The organism is Arthrobacter sp. E44, from assembly GCF_041877125.1.
In the GTDB taxonomy this organism is placed as follows: Bacteria; Actinomycetota; Actinomycetes; order Actinomycetales; family Micrococcaceae; genus Arthrobacter.
In genome coordinates, this window is the sequence record NZ_JBHDJA010000082.1 from 1 (window position 1) to 273 (window position 273).

The 273-nt window shown below is 44.3% G+C and carries 1 protein-coding gene; it reads left to right on the forward strand.

What is annotated here, in order from left to right:
* Window positions 1-273: hypothetical protein (locus ACETK3_RS21405; RefSeq protein ID WP_373993607.1), on the forward strand; the 273-nt coding region annotated here is incomplete at both ends.

Below are 273 nucleotides of genomic sequence, written 5' to 3' on the forward strand. Positions count from 1 at the left end.
TACCGCAGATACGCAAAAAGGTAGTGTCAGCTACGTTGATGATACGACCGGAAAAACTTTAAAGACGGATTCAATTTCAGGAACAACGGGCTCGAAATCCAGTTATAGTACCAGTGGCAACATTGCGGATTATAAGAAACACGGGTATGAGTTGGTTACTGATGGCTATCCAGCAGATTTGACATTCGACAATAATGACACAACTGATCAGAACTTCACGGTTCACTTGAAGCATCAGTTGACGCCAGTGAATCCAACGGATCCACAGACGCC